We start from the raw sequence: 25,930 nt of genomic DNA, 5'->3' as shown, positions 1-25,930 counted from the left end.
TACATGGACATGTACCGCAAGGGCATGATCGATATCGACAGCCTTCTGACCCATCGGTTCACCCTGGACCAGATCAAGGAAGCCCTGGAGGACTCCCTGAAGGGGGCACTGAAAAACGTCGTCGTCATCGGGGGAGAGAAATAGATGGGTACAGCGGTCAAATTAACGGACGAAGAAAAACGCGTACTCGACGGCGGAGACGGGGCCATCCCGCAGGTCTGCATGCAGTATCTGGTGGAGATGTGCGAGATCGCCGGAGCGGAAAAGCTGGTGGACCTGGACGGCACGGGGGACCTGCACACGCCGGGCAATCAGCTGTCGCCCTTTTACGGCTTCTCCCTGGAGGAGCTGGAAAAGCTGGCGGCGTCCGGGGCGTACTTCAAGATTCCCACCTTCGCCAACAAGTCCCCCTTCCCGGAGCAGGCGCCGATCCACGGCTGGGAAAACTGCAACATCTGCTCCTATCAGAACAGGGACAACAGGCAGGACGACCCGGCGTTTCATGAAAAGGCCCTGCACGAGGACTTCTTCAGGCTTTACAGGAAGATGGGGATGATGACCTCCCACTCCTGCGCCAATTATCTCACCATGACGTATCTGCCCTCCGTGGGGCAGCACTGCTCCTGGTTTGAGAGCTCGCAGATCCCTTATTGCAACGCGGTGCTTGGCGCGCGCACGAACTTTGACGGTACCTTCGCCACCTGCTTTCTGGGCAAGGCGCCCTACTACGGCATGCATATCACCGAGAACAGGTACGGCACCGTGCTGGTGAAAACGGACCGCCTGATCCAAACGGATATGGAGTGGGACGTGTTCGGCTTTGCCGTGGGCGCGGACGTGGCGTGCGAGGTGCCGGTGCTGACGGGGACGGGGAAACCCACGACGACGCAGTACCAGAAGCTCAACTCGGCCATCCACACGGGGGGCGGTGTGAGCATGTACCACATCCCGGGGAGCACGCCGGAGGCGCCGACGCTGGAGTGGGCGCTGGGGGGCAAAAAGCCGAAGCGTGAGACGCTCATCGGCGAAACAGAATTAAAAAAGGCGTACGACACGCTGAACTTCCACACAAGCGACAATGTGGACATGGTATACCTGGGCTGCCCGCACCTGAACATCGTGGACGTGATGCTTTTGGCGCGGAAGCTGGAGGGCAAAAGGTGCAGAATCCCGCTGTGGATCATGACGGCGCCGTGGCTGTACGACGTGGCGAAGAACCTGGGCTATGCCAAGGTCCTGGCGGACGCTGGGGCGCTCCTCATGTCGGGGGCGTGCCTGGCGGCGATGGGGGCCGTGCCGGAGGGTGTCAGGAACCTGGCCGTGGACACGGCGAAGCAGGCGTATTACATCACGGGGTGCTATCCGGACGACGAGAACAGGCTGCAGGTCTGCTACGGGTCCACGGACGACTGCATCGACGCGGCGCTGACGGGCCGCTGGCACGGGGAATGGAGGTAAGGGCATGAAAAAGATACGCATCAAGGGCCGCTGCGAATATCCTGGCTGCGTGGAGGCGGAGGCGCTGGTGTCGCCGATGCCGCTGCAGGGCTTTGCCAACGTGAGTCCTGGCAGGGGCTGCACCACGGAGCGGAACCATCCGCTGTTTAAGGTGCCTTACACGGGCAAAGTCCTCGTCTATCCCTCGCCGCGAGGCTCGGGCGGATTTATGATGTACGGCTTCGGCCCGCTGAAGCCGGCAGCCTTTGTACACACGGTGGCCAGTCCCATTACCGTGTTGTGCGCCCTGTCGGCCCACGTCCCCTGCATGACGGATTTTGAGCAGGACCCCATGGCGTTTATCGAGACGGGCGACACGGTGCTCGTCAACGCCGACGAGGGGTATATAGAGATCACGAAAAAAGATTAGCTATCAAGGATGGTTTCCGGCAGCGGTTTCGCCCGGCCGGACCCGGCGGAGCGCCAAAGGCGCCTGAGAGCACAAGGCGTCAGGCTGTATGTTGAGCAGCCGCTCAGTATCTGCCGGGCGGCTGCACATTTTTGGAAATATTTTGAAGTAACCATCAAAAAATAAAAGCGTGAATCTGGAGGGAAAAGACTGTGCCGAAATCGAAACTGTCACCAAAGGAGAACTATCTGCGCCTGACCAGGGGAGAGCTGCCGGAATACGTGCCGATCTACACCATGGGCTTTCCGGGCTACAACGACGAGGTCGCCTGCAAGATCGTCGGGCCGTCGCTGTTTGACGAGACGCATATCACGCCGGCGCCCACCGGCCGCTACGATATCTGGGGCGTCAAGTACATCGCCAACCAGGAGACGAACTTTGCGTGTATCCCGGAGCCGAACAATTTTATCCTGGACGATATCACAAAATGGCATGAGGTGATCAAAAAACCGGAGCTGCCGGACGTGGACTGGGAGAAGCTGGCGAAGGCGGACTGCGAGCGCGTCGGGCTTGACCGCGCCAAATCCGCGGCGATGGGCGTCATCGGGCTGATGCCGTTCCAGCAGATCATCGCCTTTATGGGCTTCAGCAACGGGCTGATGGCGATTTACGAGGAGCCGGAGATCTTTGCGGAGCTGCTGAATTTCATGGTGGACGTGTATATGCCGATCGTGCAGGCGACGGTGGATCATTACGACGTGGACCTTTTGTACCTTTTGGACGATACGGCCACGGCGTTCAGCCCGTTCATCTCGCCGGAGCTGTACAGGAGCATCCTGAAGCCGGTCTATATGCGCCTGGCAAAGCCGGCCATGGACAGGGGGATACCGCTGCAGTTCCACAACTGCGGCCGCTGCGAGGATTTTCTGGACGACATGCTGGACTTCGGCGTGAAGATATGGGACCCGGCCCAGACGATGAACGATCTGGACGGCGTCAAGAAAAAGTACGGCAGAAAGATCGCCATCGCCGGCGGGTACAATTGGGTACCGCCCGCCTCCTGGCCAGATGTGGACGAGGAGGAGATCCGGCAGACGGTCAGAGACTGCATCGACAAGTATGCGCCGGACGGCGGCTTTGCCTACTTCGCCATGGCTCTCGGCAAATACGACGACACGACCATCTCAAAGGTCAACGCGTGGATGAGCGAAGAGGCCTACATGTATGGCAGAGATTATTACATAAAGTAAGCGTCCTAAAAATAAAAGGAGGAAATTATGAAAAAGGTAATTGCGGTATTTCTCGCATTGCTCATGACCGTTTCGCTCTTTGCATGCGCCACAAAGGACACCGGTTCCTCTCCCTCCGGCTCGGCGGCCCCGTCGCCCTCCGACACTGCCGGAGCCTCGGCCTCTCCCTCGGCGGAATACCCCGATCTTTCGAAGAACGCCGACGTGCTGGGGCTGTTCTCCGACGGCGTTGACCCTGCTTCCAGAAAGACCTACAACATTGTCTATATGTATCCGTTCACACTCCTGCTGTTCCAGAAGATGGAGGAATGCTTTAACATATACTCATCACAGCTCAACTATAACAAGTTGACAACGTCGACGACGGAAGGCGACATGGATAAATTTGTCGAGAATATCCAGACCTTCGCGGACCAGGGCAAAGCCGACGGGTTCATTGTCGTTGTTGACGCGGATACGTCCGTACGTATAAAAGAAGTCCTGGATGAGACGAATATTCCGTACGTCGGCTTCTGCAACTCCGTGAGAGATAAAACTACGGGCAGCGAGGTCATGCCCGCTGTCGGCAACGACTCAAAGCTCGCCTCGGCGAAAACGGTCCAGTGGCTCTATGATAACTATAAGACATACTGGGGCGATATCGATCCCACGCAGATCGCGCTCCTGGATACGAACGCCTCCTCCAACTCGGACCTGAAAGACCGCTTTACCGCCGCCGAAGCCAAGTTCAATGAGCTTTTACCCAAGAACGCCGGCGTCTTCGAGCTGGATATGATTTCCGATTTTTCGCAGGATACCGCCTTTAATATGGCTTCCGCCACATTCTCGGCGCATCCGGAGGTCAAGTACTGGTTCTCCGCCAACTGCGTGGAAATGTACGCGCAGGGCGTTGCCCGCGCCGCCGAAACCATGGGCATCGACAAGAGGGTGCTGATCACCGATGTCGGCAGCGATATCCTGACCTCCGAATGGGACACAAGCTATGACGGTCCCTGGAAATCGTGCCTGGCAATTTCCAACTACCTCTATGCGGCGCCCTGCATCAGCGCCCTCATTGCCCTGATGGACGGCAAGGCGACGCCTGAGAGCCTGTGGCCCGATATGAGAACCCCCGGCGATCAATACACGTTCTACAACGCGGAGACTACCATGGTGACGAAGGACACCTACAAAGAGTACTTCAACAAATACGCGCAGCTGGCCGGGGCTCCGCTGCCCTACCCTGATTAACGTCCTCCTTTTTTATCCATATAAAGCGGTACTGCGCGCCGATTGCCGGCGCGCAGTACCGCTTTATGCTGCCTTTATCAGATGAATGCCGTTAGTGCTCCTGGTCCGCTCCGGCGCCGGGCGCCGGCTTGAAGCTCTCACGGTAGATGCCGAGCTTCCTGGCCAGAAAATTCACGATCAGCATCATGCCGGTGACAAGCACCTTGGCCATCATGGAGTTCATGTTGAACACCTCTGTGAAGAGATTGAGGAAGAGCAGGTTCAGGCCGCAGCCCACGGCGCTGACAAGGTAGATCAGGGCCGTCTCCTTGGCGGCGTTCAGGGCGCGGGAGCTGCCGCCGCCCACGACGCGCGCGTGCCGAAAGGTGATAAGCCTGCCCAGCAGCATGTTGGCCATCGTCGATATCGCGTACGCAACGATGAGGGCGATGTTCTGGTTCCACTTCAGGGGATAGACGAAGCACCAGAAGAGCCCCCACTCCACAAGGGTGGCCGCGCCGCCGACGATGATGTAGCTCAGAAATTGCCGGATGTCTTTTTTGCTGATGGACCTGATGAAATGCAGCATAATGGTCTCCTGTTGCTCCGCCCGCAAAGACGAATTATTCAGCCGAAGAAATACAGCGCGTCGCCGCCGATGCCGTTGCCGCCGCCGGGTTTGAGCGTCCCCAGATACGCCTCGGGGCTGACGAGCGCCGCGTTTTGGCGGACATAGTCTTCAATATCATTGCGCAGGCCGCCGGACTGGCCGGTGACCAGAAAATATGTGATTTTGCCCCCGGCGACAAGCTCCTTGAGCCGGTTTAGCGTCATGGCGTTGTCCGAGCCCAGAAACCCGCCGTACGCCACCGCCGGCAGGCCGGTGTCCACGATGAACTGCGCCACGTCGTCCGCGCGCTGGGAGACGACGAGCCAGCTGCCCGTTTTGTAGTGGGCCACAAGATACCGCTCAAGGGCGGCGGTGCCGCTGTCGCCCGTCGTCAATACCTCCTGGTTCCGTGTGATGCCGCGGCTCGGCGCCGCCTGGAGCTCCGGCCCCGCGTAGGGCAGCGTCGAATTCTGCTCCACGTAAAGGATGGCGGTCAGGGACCAGTAGAAGGGCCCGGCCAGCAGGGCCAGGAGCGTCAGGGCGGAGGATACATATAATATGAGCTTTTTTGGCCGGATATAATACACGGCCATGAGGACCAGTGCGCCGGCGGCCGCGGCGAGCATCAAGGGCGCCAGCCACGTTCTGAGCGCGGCATAGCGCCAGACGAAAAGAATCTCCGGCACAAAGGCGCCCAGGAGCGCCGCCGGCAGGAGAAGCTGCCGCCAGCCTCTTTTTGCCCGGAACGCGCGGAGCATTTCCGGCAGCCCGATGCCGACGAGGCCGGCGAGGCCGGGCGCGAGCATGCAGAGATAATACCGGTGCCAGAAGCTGGCAAAGCTGAAAAAAGCGGATACTGCCCCAAGCCAGACGATCCAGAAAATAAACGCGGCGTTCCGTACCGTCAGGCTGTTCCGGTTGAAGCTGCCGAACCGGATAAGGATACAGAAGAGGGCCAGGGCAAAAAGCCAGGTGGCCTGTCCGAATAAACCATTATACCAGAGACGGAAGGGTCCTGCCATACCGATATCGTTCCCGCCGCCGACCGCGCCGGTCAGCGGGGCCCGGCCCATAAACGCCATCCAGGGGCCGGGGGCCAGGGTGGCGCCGTTCACCCTTGCGGGCGGATTGTCGGGATTGACGGCGGCGAAAATACGGCCGGTGCTGTCCGTTGCGGTGCGGGCCGCGTTTTGCGCCGGACGGGAGGCGGCGCGTTTCGGGGTGGTGCCGAAGCTGCCTGTCCCGCCGCCGGAGCCGTAGAGCCGCTCCAGGCCGTTGTGGCCGAGGATCAGCTGGGAAACCGTGTTATCTGAGGAGCTGCCCACGTAAGGGCGCGCGTCCGCTGGGGTGAGGTCCACGGCCAGAACCCAGGCGGAGGAGACGGCAAGCATGATCACGAGCCCGGCGGCGCCGGCGGCGAGGCGCTTTATAAATGCGTGCCTGTCGAAGACCAGATAGACCAGCACCACGGCCGGCAAGATCATATAGGCCTCCAGCATCTTGATGTTGAAGCCAAGACCGACGAACAGGGCGCAGAGGAAGAGATACCGCCACTTGGCGGTGTCGATGGATTTAAGGAGAAACCACGCGGCGGCCAGCAGGACGAGGACAAGCTGGGTATCCATGGTGTTGTTGCGCGCCGCAATCACGACGGCGGGCGTCAGGGCAAAGACAAGGGCCGCCAGGAGCCCGGCGGGGCGGCCGAAATACTTTGCCGTCAGGACGTACATCATGATCGAGGCGCCGGCGGCCGCCAGCGCCTGCGGCAGGAGCATCGCCCAGCCGTGATAGCCCAGGACAAGCGTAAACAGCGCCTGCACCCACAAGCCCAGCGGCGGTTTGTCCACCGAGACGAAGCCGGCGGGGTCGAAAGAAACGTAGAAGAAGTTTTTAAAGCTCTCCGTCATGCTCCGGATCGCCGCGGCGTAATACGCGTTGCCATAGCCCACCTTGCCGATCAGCAGGAAATTCATGCCGAAGGACAACAGGGCGATGGCGGCCAGCGCATACATGTGCCAGTGCTCTTTTAAAGACGGAAGTCCGATTTTATGGACGGCAAGCGCTTTCATATGGGTCACTCCAAGCGCAGTATGGCAGCATTATGACGATATAGTGTGAACTGTCGATGGCCGCACTATGAAAAATTCGTGAATAAAGCACTGCCCCCTGAGCCAGGAGACGGGGCCGGCCTGCGTCAATCGGCGGTTGGCCGTTATAGCTCGACGTAGGCGGCGCGAAAGCCGACGTCGGGGAAAATCCAGCTGCGGGAATCGCGCAGATAGAGCTCCCAAAGCCCGGCGGAGGCGCCGTCCAGCCAGGAGCCGCCGCGCAGGGGCAGCCTTTCGCCGTAATTGCGGACAAAGAAATTATCCCCGCCAAGCCGCTCCGACAGGGGATAGAGCCCCAGCGCCTTTAAAAGGACATGGGGCGCGACGTCCGCCGCCATGGACCGGAACGGCATCATCGTCCAGGCAAAGTAATCCGCGTCGGTCCGGGGACCGGTGTACTGCGGCTGCCGAACGGAGGTGCCGAGCCGGACGCCGCCCGGCACCAAGGGCGCGGTATCGTCCGGACTTCCGGGGTTGACGCCGTCGTATTTATAGGTGTTCGGACTGCCGGGGGCGACGAGATTGCCGCTTGTGTCGACAGCCCGCCAGAGCGGGCTTTTTTCGCTCTCATCCACGTTCATGGCGCTGTCGTTGTCGGGAATGATCTGAATTTCGCCGTCCACGAGGCGCAGGCCCGAGACCATGTCCCACACGTTGCCGACAAGATCGGTGATGCCGGCGGCGGTCCAATCGTGGCTCCAGGCGTCCGGCCCGCTCCCGGTGAGGGTGCGCGCCTCGGGATGCTTGCCGGCGCCGATGCCGGAGGGCGGCGCGAGGACGCCGTGCTCGTGGACGGCGGTCACGTCCCGCCCGGCGTTCGTGTTCCCCCGTGGAAGGGTACCGTTTTTCCGGCACCAGTGGGCGAGGGCGGCCCATTCGGCGTTGGACATCAGGTGCCAGCCGGGGCCCTTTCGGGCGCAGGCCTCCCGGGCGTCGTCGATCGTTATGGTGTGCGCCGGGTCGCGGTCCGGCAGCGAATAGGCGCGGCCCCGCTCGACGACGTTCAGGTATTTGCTGATGTAGATGGAATCCTTCACCTTGCCGTCCACGATGAAGGCCGAGCAGACCGTATCCTCGCCCTCCTCATATACCTCCGACCAGCGGAAGCAGGGGATGCGCACCATGACAGAGGGCAGACCCATGTCGTCCATCAGCAGTGTGTTTTTCCCGCCGCTCATAGCCTCCAGGGCAAAACGCGCTTCATCAAACCGTCCCATAGCTACACCTCCAGCGCCCACAGCGTCAGGACGACCTGCGCTGTGTCCGTCGGCGCGGTAACCTTTTTCAGCTGCGGAAAGCCGAAAGCGTCCGCCGGGCCCTTTTCGATCGCGGTGATCCGCGCGGGGATGCCGACCTGCGCCACATACCGGCGCGCCGGACCCAGAACGAGCGCGCCGTCCTGGTTCTCGCTGATATCGAGTTGGACAGGCCAGTCGCGCGCCTGCGCCGGCAAGTCCACCGTCAGCGCGCCGTTGTTGAACGACAGCACGCCGCCCGACAGCGCATACGGCACATAGGTCCCGTCGTTTTTATATCGGACGATCATCCGGCAGCACCTCCCATGACGTGATACCGGACCACCGCTCGGGGCGCCGAGCCTGTAAAGGCAAGCTTGAAGCCGTTGACGGCCCTGTCCGAAACGACGACGTCTCCCACGTCGCCGGCGGCGTCGAGCACCTCCGTGATAACGGTGTAATCCTGATTTTGCAGCGAGGATGCCAGGGCGATTGTCTGCCGGGAATCGTTGAACGGATGCTGCTTCGTGTTCGTGAGCGTCACCGTGCCGACGCGCTGCTTGAAATCCACGGGCGTTACCTCCTGTTGCTATTTTATTCCTGCGTTCATTATACACCAGATTTAGGCGGCAGCGCGTAAATAAATGATTCGTTGAATTGATGCGCACCGACCAATACAAAATAAAAGCTCTGCTCGGCAGGGCTTTTGTCGGTGATGTGGGACGACGTCTATGGCACAAGATTATAAGGTCTTGTCAAAATGAGGAAGGAGCTTTATAATACAGGTATGGTACAGCGGAGTTGTTGTACGGATGTCTTGGCATCCTGCACAGGGCGGGGAGTGTTGCAGCACTCCCCGCCTGCCGCGTTTATTATTATTTTGGTGACCATACTTACCACGTGCGGGAAAAAACGCAAGAGAAAATGAATGTTGCGGCTGATAGCGTAGCTGTGTGAATTATGAGGATTTGTATGCAGAAAACCAAAGCAATTATTTTTTCGCTGATATGGGCGCTTGTCGTCATTGCCTTTCCCGTTGTTTCCGGCGTCATTGTTGTCGCGGGCAAGGCGGATGCGGTCACGTCGAGACTTATCCAGGCGGCATTTATGTATATTTCTGCGGTGGTCCCTTTCATATACTGCAAAATTAAGAGGATTTCTCCGAGAGAAATATGGCTGGCGGGGATCGATAAAAAAGGCGTAAAAAAATGCCTGTTTTATATCCCGCTGATGGCGATATTGGCGCCCATGATGATAGCCGGCGTTAACTTATCCAACGCCGGCTACATTATGGCAACGCTTTTGTTTACTCTTGGGGTGGGCATAGCGGAAGAATTGTATTTTCGCGGTATTATTCTAAGGCTTCTCCGCAGAAATTTCAGCGCGCTTGGGGCGGTTTTCCTGTCCGCGCTTATTTTCGGCGGCGGTCATGCTTCGGGGGCGTTTGTGGAAAGCAATCCTGTTATGGTGCTGCTTTCGATACTCAATGCTTTTTTGTTCGGATGGGTTGCCGCGGAAATTGCGCTGATGACTAAAAATATCATTCCGCTCATGATCTTCCATTGCCTTTTTGATTTTTTTACATATCAAATGCTGGCGTCAGGCAAAGAAACGGTTATTATTTACGCTGTGCGCGGCACCATGATGACGATCGCGGCCTTTTATCTGCTGATGAAATCAAAAAGCAGCCTGGAAATATCTACGCCGCCCCAGAATCCCCCTCCAGCGCCCTGAGCTCCTTCAGCCGCCGGGCGTACATCGGCCAGAAGACGAGGAAGCAGACGATGGCCAGCGCGACCGGCACAATGCCGGTCAGGTACATGACGGAGTAATTGGAGTACTTATAGACGACGCTGCCGAGGAAGGGGCCGACGAAGAAGCCGAGGTCGATGCCGGCGTAGAGGGTGTTGCTGGCGACGCTGCGTTTTAACGGGGTCACGGTCTGAATGGCCATGGCCTGGAGGGACGGCTGGGTGGCGCCGTAGCCGACGGCGGCGAGAGCGCCGCCGACGAGGACCGATGCAAGACCCTTGCTGGTGCCGACGACGATGAATGAGGCGGCGTAAACGATCAGGCAGGGGATCATGATTTTTTTAATGCCGAACCTTTCGGCGAGCCGTCCGCTGAGCGGCCTTGAAAAAAAGGTGAAGGCGGCGGTAACCGTAAAGAAGATGCTGATGCCCGCGATGCCTTTCTCGGCGGCGAACTTGACCATATAGTTGTTATAGAGGGAATAGGCGGCACAGACCAACGTGATGACGACGGCGGTGGGGATGGCGTGGACGGTCAGGATGTTTTTATACCAGGCGCCCGTGCTGGCGATCTCCGCCTTCGTCTTTTTGTCGGGCAGCAGCAGAAGGCTCGGAATCACTGCCAGAAGCGACGCGGCGGCCCCAAAGAAGAACATGAGCTCAAAGCCGAGGCCCTGATCCTTAAGGCGCGTGCCGAGATTCAAAAGTCCGATGCCGATACTGGGCGCGATGGCGAACATCACGGTGCCGCCGACGGTGTAAATACCCATGCCGGAGGCGAGCTTTTCCCTGGGCAGGCTGTCGCCCGCCACCGTCATGATCAGCGAGCCGACGAGGCTGTACTGCATGCCGTGGAAAAACCGGAAGAAGACGAACATGCCGATGTGGGGAAACAACGCGTAGCCGATGTTCACAACGCCGCCCAGGGCGAAGACGAAAATCATCAGCGTCCGTTTGTCGAGCTTTGTGGACACAGGGCCCGTTACCGGGCGCATGGCCAGGGAGACGCCGAAAAATAATCCGGTGAGCAGGCCCATAAGCAGCGTGCCCGCCCCCAGATATGTAGCGTAGGTCGAGACCAGTGTGTTGACGGCGGAGTGCGTCAGCGAGAGCATGGCGTTGGCGATGAAGACGCAGATAAAGTTCCTGTTCCAGATCGTTGTTTTCACGGGAGCTGCCAGAGTTGTTTCCATGACAAAGCCTCCAGGGATGATACGCCGACCATCATTATTTTTTATTAACATAACTATAATCCAAATTTTACGAAATAGAAAGGACACACACCGGAAAATTTTACTTCCGACGTGTGTCCCCAACTTGTCGAAGGACCCGCAACAAAGAGGGAAGCCTCGCAGAGTTTGCCGCCGGAGCGGCGAATAAATCCAAAATCGTCGCGCAGGAGGACATGCGCCTCCGGAGTGACACTTCTCATGCGGGGCGCGGCTGAGCGCGCTGCATGCATCCCCTTGTCGGATAAAGCCCGACGGGCTTTATCGACAGCCAAAAGGACACACACCGGAAAATTTTACTTCCGACGTGTGTCCTTTTGGCGCGGGGCTTATTGGATGAGCGCGTCGAGGATTTGCTTTAAGCGCTCAAAATCCACGGGCTTGCTGATGTGCAGGTCAAAGCCGGCGGCAGCGCCCTCTTTCAGCTCGGCGGGCTGGGCGTAGCCGGACAGCGAGATCAGGCGGCTGCCCGCCAGCTCCCTGCATCCGGCGAGCCGCCGCGCCACCTCGTACCCATCCATATCCGGGAGCCCGATATCGCAAAGGATGACGTGAGGCAGAAATTCCCTGGCCTTTTCAATGCCGTCCGCGCCGGTATACGCGGCCGCCACGTGATACCCGTAAAGCGTCAGCAGGGCGCGGCTCGTCTCGACAAGGTCGCGGTTATCGTCGATCAGGAGAATCCGCAGCGGCTTTGAAGATATGCTTTCCGGTGCCTCATGGTCCCGCGGCGCCTCGTCCTGATTGCCGGCGGCGCGCGCCAGGGTGAGAAGCCCGTCCGCCAGGCGGCGCAGCCGCTCCGTCTGGCGTCGCATAAGGTCCTTCGTCCTTCTGGTAGTCGGATTCCGGTCGAGCATATCCAGCAGGGAGAGGCCGGCGACGATGGACGCCAGCGGGTTGCGCAGCTCATGGGAGAGGGCGCTTATAAAGTCATACTTATGCCGGTCAGCGTCTTCCAGCGCCGACAACAGCCGGAGCGCCTGGCGCACGCAATCCCGCAGCGCGGTCTCCGCCCGGGCCCAGGCCAGCATTTTGTAGACGGCGGCGGCGAGCCGGTCGGGCTCGTCCTTCGGAATGCAGGCCGAGACGCCCCTGTCGATCAGCTCTATGGAAACATCGAATTTAAAGGCGTCGACGAGATAGACCACCGGAATACCGGACGCGGCGGCACGGCCTATAATGTCCGGCCCGCCGGGCGGCGGCAGCGCGCCGTCAACGAGGATAACGTGATACTCCCGGCCCGCCGCGGACACATCGAGGCCGGTACAGACTGCCGCCGAATCAAAAAAGACCGGACAATGCAAGCCATCCGACAGATGCTGTCGGATGTTCTCATAATCCGGGCTCCTGTTTCCTAAAATCAAAACACGCAGGTGATCGATTTTCAGCAGCATATTCATCCTCTGATTTGGCGTTGGGGCTTCCAACGCGAATATTACAATTATTTTGGAAAAATGTCAAATATTTTATAAATATATATAAAAAGGAAGACAAAAGGCCTGGCGGCAGAATCTCTTCTGCGCGTCAGGCCCTCTCTTCCTGAAAATTCCCGGGAGGATTACTGGAGATAATAATCCCTGCCGTAGTGATACGCCTCATCCGCGATCCACCGGTTGACCTGCGCGATGGTCTTATCCCCATACCGGCCCAGTGCGGCGCCGCTGAAGGCAAAGCCGCCGCCGGGGGCGAACCGGTCGACGCAGTCCCGGACGGTCTGGCGGATCGCCGCCTCATTCACGTCCGGCCAGGTGCTGGGCGGGACCCACTTATAGCAGCCCGCCAGGGCCAGCTTTCCGGCATATTTTTTCCTGATGCCGTCCAGGTCGTTTGTCTGCTGGGCAGGGTCCCATATCTTTACGCCGAAATCCAGCATGTCGTCGATAAAGTCCTCGCACCGGCCGCAGTTGTGGAACTGCACCGGGATGCCCCGCTCGACGGCGGGCTTCGTCAGCCGCGCATAAACAGGCTTTAAAATGTCGCGGTACATTTCGGTCGAGATAAAGGGGTTGTGGTTGGTGGCCGTGTCGTCCAGCAGATAGACGATATCCGGGGCGTAATAATCCACCGTGGCCTGCACGACGGGCATATACACGTCGACCATGAAGTTTAAGAGCTCCTTGACGCACTCGGGTTCCTCAAAAAGCGCCATAAGGCCGTTTGTGAAGCCCATAAAGGCGATAAGCTGCTGAAAGGGCATCAAGCCGATGACGCCCATCCCGGCCGTCTGCGACCGGTCGATACCGGCCTTTTCCATATCGCGCCTGGCCAGCTGCGCCCAGTCGATATGTTCCGGAAGCTGCGGCCTTTTGATGACGTCGCGCCATTTTGTGACGTCTTCCAGAATGAAATTGTTGGGCTCGGGAATGCAGGCGAAATTCGTCTCTTCATTCGCGATGTATTTGACACCCCAGACGTCGGTCCGGCCTGTGGGCGCGGGTGTGATGTGCGTTTCGTCCAGCAGGGAAGGGCCGAGCATTTTAACGGCGGTCTCGTTGTTGTAGCCGGGAAAGCCCATGGTGTAGACGGGTATGTACTCCGGCAGCTCGCCGCGCGTCAGGCGCAGATAGTTTTCCTTCGGCGTCAGTTTGGATTTCGCCACTGTGCTCTCTCCTTAATCCTTTTTCGTGACCTTGATAGCCCTCGTCGGCATCCGCGGACAGCGCCATGGCCCTGTCCGTTATTGAAATCGGCTTCAAGCAGGCGCTCATATGCACTCTATGTTATATCTGATGAAATTATATACAAAGATCGCCATATTTCCCAATATCAATTATGGCCCCAGTCATTCCCGGGCGTTATGACAGGGGCAAAAAAAAAGAACAGACCGGCGCGGGGCAGCGCGCCGGCCTGAGATGCTGTCAGATTAAGTCGATCATTTTCCGAAGTTCCGGCGTGATCCCGTCCTTTCGCCAGGCGACCGCCAGATAAATATTGTTGAAAAGCTCCGTAAATGGTATGAGCCGGATGTCATTTTCATAGCCCCTCGTAATAAGCTTGTGGGAGATCGTGATACCCCGGCCCTGGCTGACTGCAAAGGCCAGCGACGAAATGTTCGGCGAATATTCGATGCGCCTGGGGTTGAAGTCGATGCTGCTGAGGGCCTCGATGAGGCGGTTGACGGATTTTTTCGACTCGGCGGGATTGAGGATGTAAAAGGTTTCGTTTTTGAGGTGATGCAGCGCCAAATCCTCCTTATCCGCCAGGCGGTGCTTTGAGGATATGGCGATGAACTGCTTGACCTGAGTCAGGTTTTTCTGCTGGAGATCCTTCATGTCCTCCAGCTCGCCGTTATAGGATATGATCAGGTCGCAGGCGCCGGAGAGCAGCTGTTCCCGCAGCTCTTTAAAGCCGTACAGCTCGAAGCTGATGGTGATATCGGGGTTTTTTTCCTCGAAATACCGGATAAATTCTTTAATGTTCAGGTCATGCTCGAATTCCGAAAGGCAGCCGATGTGCACGCTTTTTCGGGTCTCGTCCATCAGAGACTGGGCGGACTTGACGGCGGCGTTGAAATCGTTCATCATGAAACGCCATTTGTTATAGAGCAGCTCACCCTCGTCCGTCAGAGAGACGCCGCGGTTATCGCGGTTAAAAAGTTTCATTCCAATCTCATTTTCAAGCCGTTTGATGCTCTTGCTGATTACCGGCTGCGAGGCAAACAGGGCCTGCGCGGCTTCTGTGAAATTAAGCCGCTCGGCCGCCACCAGAAAATATTCAATTTCTTGAAGTGTTATATCATACATTTGTGCATTTCACCCAATTTTCGGGAAAAATATTTCCCGGATTTAGTCGTTGTCATTACTTTTTGGCATACCTGAAGTAAAGAATTGATATTTTAAATTTCTGCGACGATCAGATATAATGCACCTAGATTTGAATATTTGAGGCTGATCATATTTATCCGAGGTAAATCTTACATAACCATTTTTACTATACCATAAGTTAAAATTGCTGTCCAGTTTATGTAAAATTGCTGAAAGCCTTATGGCTATATTTTTAAGAAAATGGAGGGTATCTATGAAAAAGGTTCTCGCAGTTCTATTGGCGGCAGCCATGGCATTCACGCTTTTTGCATGTGCGTCAGGTACCGCGACGACGTCCCCGAGCCCCAGTCCCAGCGCGAGCGCCGTCCCCAGCGCGAGCGCAAACGCAGGCACAGCGCCCTCATCCACGGCGGTCACAACGGCGGAAGAGAAATGGGAACCCGGCTTTTACAATCATACCATGGATTATTCCAAGAATCCGAGATACAAGGTCGTTTACATGATGTCGCAGAACAGCGGCCTGTTTGATACGTTCACGTGGGCCTTTGGCGAATGGTCCAAGCTTGAAAACTGCGATTTTTCCACCTTTAACTCCAACGGCGACAACGATCTGTTCGTGACGACGCTCCAGACCATGGCCGACCAGGGCGTGGACGGATACATACTGGACCCGGATTCGACGATCTACCCGCGCATCGTCGAGGTTATGAATGAACTGAAGATACCCTTTATGACCGGCATGGGCGCCGCTTTTGATGAAAACGGCAAGCTGCTGCACCCGACGGCCGGCTTTGATAACTATAAGTTCGGCGTGGACGAGACCGAATGGGCGATCGATTACGCCAAGAAGAACTGGCTGGAAGCCAAGGATGACGACATCGGCATCATCGCGCTGGACTACTCCGTTGTTCCGCAGATACATTCGCGCACAGAGGCTGCGAAAGACATCTGGCTCAAATATTATCCCGGACAGGAAGCGCATTTCTTCGTCGGCGACGGCGTCACCAGCGGCCTGATGAACGCCGACGGCGGCTTCAACCTCACGGCGCCGATCATGTCCTCCAACACAAACATCAAATATTGGATCGTTGCCGCCGCCTTTGACGACTATGCCGACGGCGCGGCCCGCGCGGCCGAGCAGGCCGGCATCGATAAGAACACCGTCGTCATCTGCCCGGGCGGCGCCGAGCTTGTGGCGCACTGGGAAGCCGGCGAATCCAGCTGCTGGAAAGCCGTTGTCTACAGCGGCGACGGACTCTTCTCCGAGCCGATCTTCAACGGCCTGTATGCGCAGATGCACGGCGACGCAACGGCGGAGACGCTGTGGCCCGAGTGGGTCGACCATTCCAAGGGCGAAAAATACGCCAATCTCATCGTCCCGACCATCGTGCTGACGCAGGATACCTACAAGCAGTTCATCGCCTGGGAAGAGCACTATACCGGCATCGCCCGCTACAACTTCACATGGGACGGCACGACCACCTTCCCCGGCCGCGCCGAGGTCCCGGCCAGCTACGCGGGATAAAAAAGCTTACATGAATTAACCTTATACCATAGAAAGAGACACTGTCCGACAGACAGTGTCTCTTTCATTCGCCGCCGATGGCCCCCTTGGGGTTTCTCGGCAAGCTGTTTATTTGAACATTTCCGCGGAGGCTTTGTCGATTTCGGCCATGACGGCTTCGTACACGCCGGGGTAGATGCTCAGGGGATCGCCCATCGTGGTGCAGGGAATGAAATATTTCGTCCCGCACTCGCGGCAGTATTTGAAGACCTCTTCGTGGATGACCTCCGGCGACGAGTCTTCCCTGTCGACCTTGCCGTTGTCGATGCCGCCCATAAAGGTGAGCTGGCCGCCGTACTTTTTCACGAGGCCGGGGATGTCGTTGGTGGACATAACGCCCTGCCAGACGTCCATGCCCATGTCGATCATGAACGGCACGAGGTTTTCGCCGTAGGAGTCGGAGTGGTGGACAATGATTTCCACGCCGTGGGCCTTGTAATAGCCGTAAACCTTTTTATACGCGGGCAGGATAAATTCCTCGAACATCGCCGGGGAGATGAAGGACGAGATCTGGCTGCCCCAGTCGTCGTGATGGAACAGGGCGTCGGGCTTGATATACTTGCAGATCTGCTCCGCGTACTGGACCTCCCAATCGGCGATCATATCGATGATTTCGTGCATCTCGTCGGGATTGGTGTAAAAGGCGGTGAGACAATTGGTGATCTCCAGCAGATAGTGGCACTGCTCAAAAATGCCGGGGGCAACGAACGGGGCGACAAAATATTCGTTTCTGTCGATCTGCGAGACCTGCTCGACAACCGGCGCCCACTCCTCGTCAGAGAAGATGACGCTGGGGGGCGTGACATAGTCTTTCCAGTGCTCGATATCCTTGATGACGATATGGTCCCCGTCGTGCACGGGGAACGGGCCGGGAGCGTTATCGGGGTAAGCGATGGTGACGCCCCACCTGTTTTTTACCGGTTCGCCGCCCTTGACGACGCGGGGGCCGGTTGTTAGAAACGGGGTATACACCAGCGCGAGCGCCTCGTAACCCTTGACGAAGCGGTCGGGCTTTCCGCCCTTCATCGTTTCTACCATGTTTTGTCTTTTCGTGAGCATGTTTTTCCTCCTCCAATGATTTACTGTCAGACCATCGGCGGACCCTGCCATCCGGTGCACCGCGCGATGAAAATCAGAAACGTCCTATATCCATCGCGGCATCGTGCCTGCCCTGATATATAACGGTATCTGCTTTAATGAATTTACTGTTTCCATTTTCGCCCCGGCTATCACACTGTTTTGCGCGCCGCGGCGGCTCGTATCGACGACCGAATGGAACTGCACGAACAGTCTACCATAAAATGCGCCGTAATGGAATTCTACTTTTTGCGGTGTCTGCATATTTTTTTCGCCCGAACAAGCGTGCCGCCGCTAAAAAGCGGAAAAGACGCCGGCCCGGCGTCTTTTCCGCTGCTGCGAGGGAATTTGTCAAAAGAATGGATAGTAGAACGGGGAGGACCAGCGCCCTCTGTCGACAAGCTCCGCGAGCAGGAGCGTGCCGATCAGATCGCGGCCGATTCCTCTGCGGCGGAAACCGCCGAATCTGGGCCTGAAGCCGCCGCCAAAGCTGATGGTGGGCACGGCGTCGGGCGGGTCGTCGTCTTGTTTGGATTTCATGTAATCCGCCATATCCGGGTGCATTTTGCAGAATTCGTCATGGATATTATCGGTGATTTTGTCGAATTCCTCGTTGGTCGGCATTTTGCCGGTTGCCTGGATGGCGTCGCATGTCACGGATATAAACGGCTTGAGTTTATAGTGTACCTCGGGGTACAGGGACCGGTGCTTTTTCGTCTCTTCGACAAGCGAGTTCGTTGTGGCGTTCGGCTCAACGTACATCATGTTGTCATGCTGCGGGGTGTTGTCATGCTGCGGGGTGTTGTCATAATGCGCAGTGTTGTCATACTGCGGAGTATTATCATAATACGGGGTATTGTCGTAACGCGGGGTGTTATCGTAATGGGGGGTGTTGTCGTAGTGCGCTGTGTTATCGCAGCGCCCGGTGTTATCGCTGTGCATGATATTGTCGTTATCAGGCATATGTGAGAAATTTGTGTAATTCTGATGTGTCACCTTTTGTTCCTCCAATAACTTGACCGTCTCGGACGGATGCCGGCAGCCACTGTATTATATGTATCGACAGGTCAAAGCGTAACAGTGCCCGGCAGACAATACAGCGCCCCTCCGCGGCATATCGATCAGCGGAGGGGCGCGTTTTATTCGGTTTTTAAGTACTGCGCCGTGCCGTCCGCGATGGCCGCGGCAAGCCGGCAGAGGAAATCCTCGGAGGCCAGCAGCTCTTTCTCCCTGCTGTTTGTTATATAAGCCGTTTCAATGAGCACGCCCGGCACGTTGGACCCATTCAGAACATAAAACCGGCCGGGCAGGGGAGCGTGCTGCTTTCTGGCCTTCCCATCGACCGTTATGGCGTTCAGCGCGTTTTGAACAGAGGCAGCCAGCGCTTTGCTCTGCGGGAATTTCGCGCCGTAAAAGACGAGGGAGCCGCTTTCCGAAGGATCGCCGGCGAGGCTGTTGACGTGGATGCTCAAAAATAGCCGCGCGCTGCTTGAATTGATAATGCCCACCCGGGCGATCAGGTCTCGTTTGTGCCTGCTGCTGCTGGCCTTGTTCAGGTTATCGAGGGCGACGTCGCTGTCCCGCGTCAGTACAACCGTGTAGCCCCGGCGCTCCAGCAGCGTTTTGAGCTGCAGGGCCAGCTTCAGGTTGATATCTTTTTCGAGCAAGCCGCCCCTGTTCGTGCCGCCGTCAACACCGCCGTGGCCGGCGTCGACGACGATCACGCCGCTTTCAGCGCCGGGACGGGCCGCGGCCCCTGGATTGAGAAAGCAGCAGATCGCCGCGACCAGCGCGATCATCAGGATATATTCGGCGACAATAAAGCCCTGGCGCGCCTGACCCTTCAATGCCGTTATCATCCTTTTTACGATAAAGTCCTATTATCTCTATGCGCGGCGCGGCCCCGTTAGAATCGGCGCCATGGAGAGATGTACTGGCAGAGATTTATCTTTGCTGGAGGATGGCACGTGTTGATCAAAACAAAAAAACACTTCAAAGCATGACGCCCGGAAGTGTTTTTTGGCTTATTGCTCCCTGTCGTGCAGGGTATAGAGCAGGGCGTTTATGATGGCGGCGGCCACGTTGCTGCCGCCCTTTCTCCCCAGGGAAAGGATGCAGGGGATACCGGACGCCTTGATGATCTCCTTGCTCTCCACCACGTTGACAAAGCCGACGGGGACGCCGACGATCAGATCCGGCTTGATGCGGCCCTCCCAGATGAGCTCGTTGAGCCGGAGAAGCGCTGTCGGCGCGTTGCCGGCGGCGATGATCAGGGGGCCGGTGAGCACCGCGGCCTTTTCCATGCTGACGGCGGCGCGGGTGATGCCGCGGGCTTTGGCTTCGCCGGCCACATCCTGGTCCGACATGAAGCAGTAAACGGCGCCGCCCAGCTTGCTGAGCGCCGTTTTGTTGATCCCGGCCTCCGCCATGCGCGTGTCGGTGACGATCGACGCGCCGGCCAGCAGCGCGGCTTTGCCCGCCTTTACGGCGTCCTCGGAAAAATACAGCGTGTCGGCGTAGTCCAGGTCGGCCGTGGTGTGGATGACGCGCTTGATGATCGGCGCGCGCTCCGGGTCCAGCGTTCTTCCGCCCAGCTCCCGGGTGATGATCTCAAAGCTTCTTTTTTCAATGTCCATGGGCGCCAGTTCGTGCCAGTCCATAATGCTCTCCTTTTTATGTTGGTGACGGGCTGCCCGTCCCGCTGAAGATGAATACCGGGTTTTGGCCGAGCATCAGATGATGCGCGCCCAGCAGCTTTGCGCGGCTGACGGATATCTGCACGATCTCGGCGTCCCGCAGCGGCAGGCTGCCAAACAGCGCCGTGGCTTCGTTTACCGTCTCTAACGCGATGGCGCTGACGACGAGGCGGATCGCGGGATTTAAGGCCAGAAGGCGCCGGAGGATATCCTCCAGGCCGCCGCCGCTGCCGCCCACAAACGCCGCGTCCGGTACGGGCAGGCCGTCAAAGGACGCCGGGGCTTCGCCCGCCAGGGCGGTTACGTTGGATACGCCGAATTTTTTGGCGTTTTCCCCGATGAGCCGGCAGCCCTCGCTCTCGCGCTCGAATGCGTAGACATGGCCGTTCCCGGCCAGCAGCGCCGCCTCGACGGAGACGGAGCCGGTGCCGGCGCCCACGTCATAGACGATATCGCCCCCCCGCAGCCGCAGCTTGGATAAAACGACACTGCGGACCTCGCTTTTCGTCATGGGGATATCCCCGCGGATAAACGCGTCATCGGGATAACCGCAGGAGACGTGCCGGCGGGGGTCGGGATTCTCCGCCAGCAGGACGGCGAGCGGCTCGTGCCGGCGCCGGGCCAGCGCTTCGGCGGTGCCCGACGTGATGCGCTCCGTGCCGCTGCCGAGGTTTTCGCCGGCGGTAACTGTAACGTGTCCGAGCCCGGTGCTGCATAATGCTTGGCAGATGGCCTCCACGGTCAGCGCTCCCCCGGTCAGGAAAAACGTCTCCCGGTGATCGCGCACGATACCGGCGGCGTCGCACGGGACGCCGTGGGCGCTGACGAGCTTCCAGTCCTGCCAGGGGCGGCGGAGCCGCGCGGCAAAATACTGGACGCTCGAAATGCCCGGGAAGAGCTCCAGCCCGTCCGCCGGCAGCTTTTCCGCAAGCGCCCTGGCGCCGCTGTAAAAGCCCACGTCGCCGCTCATCAGCACGCAGATATTTTCGCCCCGGTTCCGCTCAATGAGCGCCAGAATGTCTCCGGCCGCCACGGCGGCGTGGCGGGACGGCGCGCCGCTGTCCGGCAGGGCGTCCAGCAGCCGCCCGGCGCCGATAAGGACGTCGGCGCCGTCGATGGCCCGGCGCGCGTCCGCCGTCAGCGTGCCGGCGGTGCCCATGCCCATCCCCACAATGGCGATGCTCATGCCGTCACCTCCAGTAATTTTGCCACCCCGGTCACGACCTCACCAAGGGTGAGCCCGTCCTCCTCGGGCCGGCGGATGACGATGAGTCCGGCGCCCAGCTCCTCGGCGGCGCCGACCTTTTCCGGAAAGCCGCCCAGAGCGCCCCCGTCCTTGGTCACGAGGGTCTTGATGTCAAACTGGCGCATCAGGGCAATGTTGAGCTCCTGTGAGAAGGGGCCGTGCATGGCGATGATATGATTGGGGAGAAAGCCGTGCCTCATGCAGGCGCCGAGGGATTCCGCGGTCGGCAGCACGCGGGGATAAAGGCGGTTCTTAAAATCCCTGACAGCGGTAAAGGCCGCCAGTTCCTTGCTGCCCGTGGTCAGGAGCACGTTGCCTGACGTTCCGTTCAATTTTTCGGCCGCGTCCTGAACCGTGGCTGCAATGACGGCGGACTTGGGGACGCTTTTGTCCCGAAGGAGCCTGAAGTAGCTGACGCCCGATTCAAAAGCGGCGGCCCTGATATTTTTCGTGGCTTCCACGGCGTAAGGGTGTGTGGCGTCCACAACGCCGACAAAGCCTTCGCGCCGGAGGAGCTCCCGGATCTGCAAAAGGTCCAGGCGTCCCGTTTCCACACGCATGTTATGTCCGGCGGGCGCCATCAGCCGGCCGTAGTCGCTGGCCACGCAGAGCGTGATATCCAGGCCGAGGGGCGCGAGCGCCCGGACAAGGGCGTGCTCCTCGCTGGTGCCGCCGAAAATCAGGAGCTTCTTCACTTTTTCCCCTCGTATCCGCGCGGGGTGACCATCTTCCCAGCGACCACGCGGGTATTGCCGCTGCCGATAAAGACGGTGGTGAACATGTCGACCTCTGTGTCGCGCAGCGCGGCGAGGGTGAGAATGGCGCTGTCCTCGCCGGCGCGGCCGATATTCCGGACAATGCCGCAGACGGTTTCGCCGCTTTTGTATTCCATCAAAATGTCACAGGCCCGTTTCAGGTGGTCCTTCCGCTTGTGGCTGGACGGATTGTACAGCACGACGGCAAAGTCGCCGGCGGCGGCGCCGCGCAGGCGCTTTTCGATCGTTGCCCAGCTGACCAGCAGATCCGACAGAGAAATTACCGCGTAGTCCTGCATCAGCGGCGCGCCGAGGATGGCCCCGCCGCTCTGGGCCGCCGTGACGCCGGGGATGATCTCGATCTCGACAGAAGGCATCTCGGCGGAGAGCTCATAGATGAGGCCCGCCATGCCGTACACGCCGGCGTCTCCGCTGCAGACCATGGATACGGTCTTGTCGGCGGCGGCCTCCAGGGCTGCCCGGCAGCGGTCAATCTCGCTGCACATGCCGGTGGAGAGATATGCCTTGTCCGGATAGAGAGGCCGCACAAGCTCGATATATTTGCTGTAGCCGCAGATGAGCTCGGATTTGGTGAGCGCCGCGTGCGCTTCCCGCGTCATGCCTTCGGCTTTTCCCGGCCCCAGGCCGACGACGTAGAGTTTTCCCATTGATTATTCCTCCGTAAAGCGCACCCAGTAGGGCGCCATTGCAAATGCCATTGTCATGCCGTTCCCGGCGTCTTTTCTCGTCAGGAGCGTGCCCCCGCTGCCGAGGACCGCGCTCCGCTCGCACACATTGTCGGTGCCGGTCGTTTTACGGACAAACTCCGACGCTGTGAAATTGCCCTTCACGGCGTTGAGCTGGGCGGAAGAGAATGTTTTGAAGGGGAAGCCGTTTGCCCGGCAGAATTCCAGAAGTCCCGGCTCCTCCGCCTTGAGGTCAATGCTGCAGACCTGGACGACGGCCTCCCTGTAAAAGCTCGCCTTGCTGAGGAGCATCGCAAAGCCCCGTTCCAATTCCTCGGCCGTCACCCCCTTCCGGCAGCCGACGCCCAGGGTCAGGATCGGCGGGACGAGCCGGAGCGCCAGAGGGTTGCCCTTCGTCTTGAAGGTTATGGAGAGATCATATTTTTTCGTGTTTTCTATAAGCCCGTCCGGCGGTGTGCCCACCACAGGGAAGAGACTCCTGTAGCCCACGGTCTCCCCGGCCAGCAGCAGAGCGGAGACGCGCTTGATCCGCTCGGGGTTGATGATCCTCAGCCCCTGCTTGACGGCCCATGTGTCAACGGCGAAAATACCGCCGCCGTCCGTGGCGGTTGTGATGACGGGGATGGCCTCGAGAAGCTTCGCCACGGCCCCGGCCAGCTCGTTGGCGCCGCCGATGTGGCCGGACAGCAGGGGGACGACGAAATGGGCGTTGTCGTCCACGACCAAGACCGCCGGATCGGACGTTTTTGATTTGACGTGGGGGGCCACGGCCCGGACGGCGATCCCCGCCGCGCCGATAAAGATCAGGGCATTGTCACCCGGGAAGTGCTCAGCCGTCCAGACGCCGAGCTGCTCGTCGCCGCAGCGGACCAGTCCGGCCTCGTGCCCGGCCGCTTCCAGAGACCCGCAGAGCCGGACGCCCAGGTTATATCCCCCGGCGGTAAAGGAAATGAGACCGATCTTCATTGCTCGGCGGCCCGGAAGGCGGTGGTGAAGGCCGGATCGTACAGCTTTGAGCGCTCGTAATCCCGGCCCAGGAAATTGCCCACCAGGATCAGGGCGGTATTACTGATGTTGTTTTTCGTCATCGTCTCGTGAATCGTGCTGACGGTGCAGCGGAAGGTTTTCTCGTCCGGCCAGGTCGCCTTGTAGACGATGGCCGCCGGGGTGGCGCCGTCATAACCGCCCTGGATAAGCTCCTCCTGGAGTGCCCCGGTCAGCCCGGAGCTCAGGAAGATCACCATCGTGCAGCCATGGGCGGCAAAGCTTTTGATGCTTTCCCGGTCCGGTACGGGCGTGCGGCCCGCCATGCGTGTGATAACGACGCTCTGGCTCACGGAGGGCAGCGTGTATTCCGCGTTCAGCGCCGCGGCGGCCCCGCAAAAGCTGGACACGCCCGGCACGCTCTCGTAGGCAACGCCCAGCGTGTCCAGAATATCCATCTGCTCACGGACGGCGCCGTAGAGGCACGGGTCGCCGGTGTGGAGGCGGACGGTCGTCTCGCCTTTCGCCTCGGCGTCCTTTATGACCTCGAGCACCTGCTCCAGCGTCATTTCCGCGCTGTTATGAATTCGGCAGCCGTCCTTGGCGTACTGCAGCAGCGCCGGGTTCACGAGGCTGCCGGCATAAATGACGACGTCCGCCGCTTTCAGCCTTTCCACGCCCCGCAGGGTGATCAGATCCGGCGCGCCGCTCCCGGCGCCCACAAAATAAACCATTTATTTTTCCTCCTGATAAAACGAGTCGATAATGCCCGGCGCCGTCTCCGTTTGGCCGAGCAGGCCGCGGACGTTTGAAAACATCACGGCGCCGATCTCCGTCCCGCCGCCGGCGCGGCGCTGCAGCTGCTCCTGGATCCTGCCCAGCAGGGAGGACAGCACGTCCTCCAGCAGCCCCATCCGGTCGAGGATGTCGAGGCACGCGTCCGTAGACACGGCGTCCATCAGCGCCCGGGCGGCTTCCCGCCCGGCTCCGTGGAGCGCGGCGTGGGCGGCGATGATCTCGCCCCGGCAGTCGGCGACGGCGGAGTGGGTGTTCATGATGCCCCCGGCGAGCTTGACGAGCTTTCCGGCGTGGCCCACGACCAGGATTTTCTGAAAGCCGTACGCGGCCGCGAAATCCAGCGTGTCGCCGGCGAAGTTTGAAAATTTGACCGTGGGGGCGGCGGTCAGATACGGCATCGTTTTCAAAAACGCCTCCCCGTAATTGCCGGGGGTGAGGATGACCTTTCGATAGCCCTTTGCGGCCAGCTGGCGCAGCTCCACGCCGATGGTGTCGATGAGCGCCTGAGCGCTCATGGGCTCGACGATGCCGCTGGTGCCCAGAACGGACAGGCCGCCCTCGATGCCGAGCTTGGGGTTGAAGGTCCGCGCGGCCAGCGCGGCGCCCGCGGGGATGCTGATGACCACCGAGACGCCGCCCGCGTACCCGTACCGGTCGCAGACGCTTTGGACCTCCGCGGCGATCATCTGCCGGGGAACTCTGTTGATGGCGGCGGCACCCACCGGCTGGTCCAGGCCGGGCTTGGTAACGCGGCCCACGCCGGTGCCGCCGTCGATGGCGATACCGGGCGCTTCCGTTTTGGTCACGCGCGCGTAAACGAGCGCGCCGTTTGTGACGTCGGGATCGTCCCCGCTGTCCTTCATGACGGCGCAGACGGCATAATCGGCGCCCGCTTCGGCCTCCAGAACCGGAACCTCGACAGACAAGCGCTTCGGCGTCATGATCGCGACGGTGCCCGGCGCTTTGCCGGTCAGGAGCGCGACGGCCGCCGCTTTGGCCGCCAGCGCGGCGCAGCTGCCGGTCGTAAAGCCGCAGCGCAGCCTTTGCGAGCCCTTTTGTATGTATTGTTCGAACGCCACCGAGATACCCCGTTTCCTGATA

General features: G+C 59.3%; 25 protein-coding genes. 6 read left to right on the top strand and 19 right to left on the bottom strand.

The window, feature by feature from the left end:
• Nucleotides 1-144: 144 nt before the first annotated feature.
• The 4 genes from BUB60_RS09405 (at nucleotide 145) to BUB60_RS09390 (ending at nucleotide 4,326) form a co-directional block, all read left to right on the top strand.
• Nucleotides 145-1,458, top strand: a complete 1,314-nt coding sequence (locus BUB60_RS09405) for an aconitase X (RefSeq protein ID WP_073078107.1) — start codon at nucleotides 145-147, stop codon at nucleotides 1,456-1,458.
• A gap of 4 nt (nucleotides 1,459-1,462) precedes the next feature.
• Complete coding sequence (locus BUB60_RS09400; RefSeq protein WP_073078105.1) at nucleotides 1,463-1,867, top strand: aconitase X swivel domain-containing protein; 405 nt, start codon at nucleotides 1,463-1,465, stop codon at nucleotides 1,865-1,867.
• Nucleotides 1,868-2,058: 191 nt separating this feature from the next.
• Nucleotides 2,059-3,096 carry a uroporphyrinogen decarboxylase family protein gene (locus tag BUB60_RS09395; protein ID WP_073078102.1) on the top strand — a complete coding sequence of 346 codons (1,038 nt, stop codon included), beginning with the start codon at nucleotides 2,059-2,061 and terminating at the stop codon, nucleotides 3,094-3,096.
• 27 nt (nucleotides 3,097-3,123) lie between these two features.
• Nucleotides 3,124-4,326, top strand: coding sequence for a substrate-binding domain-containing protein (locus tag BUB60_RS09390; RefSeq protein ID WP_073078100.1), 1,203 nt, complete (start codon nucleotides 3,124-3,126; stop codon nucleotides 4,324-4,326).
• Between the two features lie 91 nt (nucleotides 4,327-4,417).
• Here BUB60_RS09390 and BUB60_RS09385 read toward each other — a convergent pair whose 3' ends face one another.
• The 5 genes from BUB60_RS09385 to BUB60_RS09365 all read right to left on the bottom strand — a co-directional run bounded on the left by BUB60_RS09385 (nucleotide 4,418) and on the right by BUB60_RS09365 (nucleotide 8,829).
• The gene (locus BUB60_RS09385) at nucleotides 4,418-4,894 is read right to left on the bottom strand and encodes a GtrA family protein (protein ID WP_073078097.1); all 477 of its coding nucleotides are present in this window, start codon (nucleotides 4,892-4,894) and stop codon (nucleotides 4,418-4,420) included.
• 38 nt (nucleotides 4,895-4,932) lie between these two features.
• Nucleotides 4,933-6,984, bottom strand: a complete 2,052-nt coding sequence (locus tag BUB60_RS09380; RefSeq protein WP_073078095.1) for an ArnT family glycosyltransferase — start codon at nucleotides 6,982-6,984, stop codon at nucleotides 4,933-4,935.
• Nucleotides 6,985-7,127: 143 nt separating this feature from the next.
• The gene (locus BUB60_RS09375) at nucleotides 7,128-8,240 is read right to left on the bottom strand and encodes an SUMF1/EgtB/PvdO family nonheme iron enzyme (protein WP_073078092.1); all 1,113 of its coding nucleotides are present in this window, start codon (nucleotides 8,238-8,240) and stop codon (nucleotides 7,128-7,130) included.
• Between the two features lie 2 nt (nucleotides 8,241-8,242).
• The gene (locus tag BUB60_RS09370) at nucleotides 8,243-8,569 is read right to left on the bottom strand and encodes a hypothetical protein (RefSeq protein WP_073078089.1); all 327 of its coding nucleotides are present in this window, start codon (nucleotides 8,567-8,569) and stop codon (nucleotides 8,243-8,245) included.
• Nucleotides 8,566-8,829 carry a hypothetical protein gene (locus tag BUB60_RS09365; protein ID WP_073078087.1) on the bottom strand — a complete coding sequence of 88 codons (264 nt, stop codon included), beginning with the start codon at nucleotides 8,827-8,829 and terminating at the stop codon, nucleotides 8,566-8,568. Before BUB60_RS09365 ends, BUB60_RS09370 begins: the two co-directional genes overlap by 4 nt.
• A 677-nt stretch (nucleotides 8,830-9,506) precedes the next feature.
• Between BUB60_RS09365 and BUB60_RS20125 the strand changes: the two genes are divergently transcribed.
• Nucleotides 9,507-9,992, top strand: coding sequence for a CPBP family intramembrane glutamic endopeptidase (locus BUB60_RS20125; protein ID WP_207650765.1), 486 nt, complete (start codon nucleotides 9,507-9,509; stop codon nucleotides 9,990-9,992).
• Here BUB60_RS20125 and BUB60_RS09355 read toward each other — a convergent pair.
• From BUB60_RS09355 to BUB60_RS09340, 4 genes are all read right to left on the bottom strand, one after another.
• Entirely contained in the window at nucleotides 9,958-11,202 is a 1,245-nt protein-coding gene (locus tag BUB60_RS09355) for an MFS transporter (protein WP_073078083.1), read from the bottom strand. The two genes, BUB60_RS20125 and BUB60_RS09355, sit on opposite strands and share 35 nt — an antisense overlap.
• 365 nt (nucleotides 11,203-11,567) lie before the next feature.
• Nucleotides 11,568-12,632 (bottom strand): hybrid sensor histidine kinase/response regulator, encoded by a 1,065-nt coding sequence (locus BUB60_RS09350; protein ID WP_073078081.1) that lies wholly within the window; start codon nucleotides 12,630-12,632, stop codon nucleotides 11,568-11,570.
• 164 nt (nucleotides 12,633-12,796) lie between these two features.
• Entirely contained in the window at nucleotides 12,797-13,837 is a 1,041-nt protein-coding gene (locus BUB60_RS09345) for a uroporphyrinogen decarboxylase family protein (RefSeq protein ID WP_073078079.1), read from the bottom strand.
• Nucleotides 13,838-14,096: 259 nt separating this feature from the next.
• Nucleotides 14,097-14,981 (bottom strand): LysR family transcriptional regulator, encoded by an 885-nt coding sequence (locus BUB60_RS09340; RefSeq protein WP_073078077.1) that lies wholly within the window; start codon nucleotides 14,979-14,981, stop codon nucleotides 14,097-14,099.
• A gap of 274 nt (nucleotides 14,982-15,255) precedes the next feature.
• Between BUB60_RS09340 and BUB60_RS09335 the strand changes: the two genes are divergently transcribed.
• Nucleotides 15,256-16,527 (top strand): substrate-binding domain-containing protein, encoded by a 1,272-nt coding sequence (locus BUB60_RS09335; protein ID WP_073078075.1) that lies wholly within the window; start codon nucleotides 15,256-15,258, stop codon nucleotides 16,525-16,527.
• Nucleotides 16,528-16,635: 108 nt separating this feature from the next.
• On the opposite strand, the gene BUB60_RS09330 is transcribed toward BUB60_RS09335, so the two are convergent.
• From BUB60_RS09330 to cbiD, 10 genes are all read right to left on the bottom strand, one after another.
• Nucleotides 16,636-17,625 (bottom strand): uroporphyrinogen decarboxylase family protein, encoded by a 990-nt coding sequence (locus BUB60_RS09330; protein ID WP_073078073.1) that lies wholly within the window; start codon nucleotides 17,623-17,625, stop codon nucleotides 16,636-16,638.
• A gap of 369 nt (nucleotides 17,626-17,994) precedes the next feature.
• Nucleotides 17,995-18,639: a hypothetical protein gene (locus BUB60_RS09325; protein WP_073078071.1), complete on the bottom strand. Its 645-nt coding sequence runs from the start codon at nucleotides 18,637-18,639 to the stop codon at nucleotides 17,995-17,997.
• Nucleotides 18,640-18,782: 143 nt separating this feature from the next.
• Entirely contained in the window at nucleotides 18,783-19,490 is a 708-nt protein-coding gene (locus BUB60_RS09320; protein WP_207650764.1) for an N-acetylmuramoyl-L-alanine amidase family protein, read from the bottom strand.
• Nucleotides 19,491-19,667: 177 nt separating this feature from the next.
• Nucleotides 19,668-20,303: a precorrin-8X methylmutase gene (locus BUB60_RS09315; RefSeq protein ID WP_073078066.1), complete on the bottom strand. Its 636-nt coding sequence runs from the start codon at nucleotides 20,301-20,303 to the stop codon at nucleotides 19,668-19,670.
• A gap of 13 nt (nucleotides 20,304-20,316) precedes the next feature.
• Nucleotides 20,317-21,525 (bottom strand): bifunctional cobalt-precorrin-7 (C(5))-methyltransferase/cobalt-precorrin-6B (C(15))-methyltransferase, encoded by a 1,209-nt coding sequence (locus BUB60_RS09310; RefSeq protein ID WP_073078063.1) that lies wholly within the window; start codon nucleotides 21,523-21,525, stop codon nucleotides 20,317-20,319.
• A complete protein-coding gene (cobK, locus tag BUB60_RS09305; RefSeq protein WP_073078061.1) occupies nucleotides 21,522-22,280 on the bottom strand; it encodes a precorrin-6A reductase in 759 nt (252 codons plus the stop codon). Before cobK ends, BUB60_RS09310 begins: the two co-directional genes overlap by 4 nt.
• Nucleotides 22,277-23,008, bottom strand: coding sequence for a precorrin-3B C(17)-methyltransferase (gene cobJ, locus BUB60_RS09300; RefSeq protein WP_073078058.1), 732 nt, complete (start codon nucleotides 23,006-23,008; stop codon nucleotides 22,277-22,279). The genes cobK and cobJ overlap by 4 nt, the downstream gene beginning before the upstream one ends.
• Before the next feature lie 3 nt (nucleotides 23,009-23,011).
• Nucleotides 23,012-24,013, bottom strand: coding sequence for a cobalt-precorrin 5A hydrolase (locus BUB60_RS09295; RefSeq protein ID WP_073078056.1), 1,002 nt, complete (start codon nucleotides 24,011-24,013; stop codon nucleotides 23,012-23,014).
• Complete coding sequence (gene cobM, locus BUB60_RS09290; protein WP_073078054.1) at nucleotides 24,010-24,765, bottom strand: precorrin-4 C(11)-methyltransferase; 756 nt, start codon at nucleotides 24,763-24,765, stop codon at nucleotides 24,010-24,012. The genes BUB60_RS09295 and cobM overlap by 4 nt, the downstream gene beginning before the upstream one ends.
• Entirely contained in the window at nucleotides 24,766-25,908 is a 1,143-nt protein-coding gene (gene cbiD / locus BUB60_RS09285) for a cobalt-precorrin-5B (C(1))-methyltransferase CbiD (protein ID WP_073078051.1), read from the bottom strand.
• Nucleotides 25,909-25,930: the final 22 nt, after the last annotated feature.

The organism is Sporobacter termitidis DSM 10068 (genome assembly GCF_900130065.1).
Classification (GTDB): Bacteria; Bacillota; Clostridia; order Oscillospirales; family Oscillospiraceae; genus Sporobacter; species Sporobacter termitidis.
This window is presented reverse-complemented; position numbering and strand designations above follow the sequence as displayed.